This is a genomic window from Acidovorax sp. KPB24-07 (assembly GCF_057543315.1).
In genome coordinates this window covers 1-531 of record NZ_BAAJYS010000967.1, presented here as the reverse complement: position 1 = coordinate 531, position 531 = coordinate 1, and the positions used below count along the sequence as shown (strand labels likewise).

General features: G+C 70.6%; 1 protein-coding gene. It reads left to right on the top strand.

Features of this window, described 5'->3' with window-relative positions; translation table 11 throughout:
- The coding region (locus AC27IQ_RS26940; protein ID WP_487091533.1) for a methyl-accepting chemotaxis protein at positions 1 to 531 on the top strand (531 nt) is incomplete at both ends.

The window sequence follows — 531 nt, the reverse complement described above, 5'->3', positions numbered from 1 at the left end:
CTCCACCGTGCGCCAGAACGCCGACGGCGCCCAGAAGGCCAGCCAGCTGGCGGCGGACGCGTCCACGGTGGCGCAGCGCAGCGGCGACGCGGTGGATGTGATGGTGGAGACGATGAAGAGCATCGACGCCGCCTCCCAGCGCATCGCCGACATCATCGGCGTGGTGGACGGCATCGCGTTCCAGACCAACATCCTGGCGCTCAATGCGGCGGTGGAAGCCGCCCGCGCCGGCGAACAGGGCCGCGGCTTTGCGGTCGTGGCCTCCGAGGTGCGCACGCTGGCCCAGCGCAGCGCCGATGCGGCCAAGGAGATCAAGGGCCTGATCGCCACGAGCGTGGAGCGCGTCGGCGAGGGCTCGGCGCAGGCCAACCGCGCGGGCGACACGATGAAGGAAGTGGTGCAGTCCATCCAACGGGTGGCCACCATCGTGGCGGAGATGAGCATCGCCACGCGTGAGCAGAGCGAAGGCATCGGCCAGGTGGGCGAGGCCGTGGCGCAGATGGACCAGGTCACGCAGCAGAACGCCGCGCT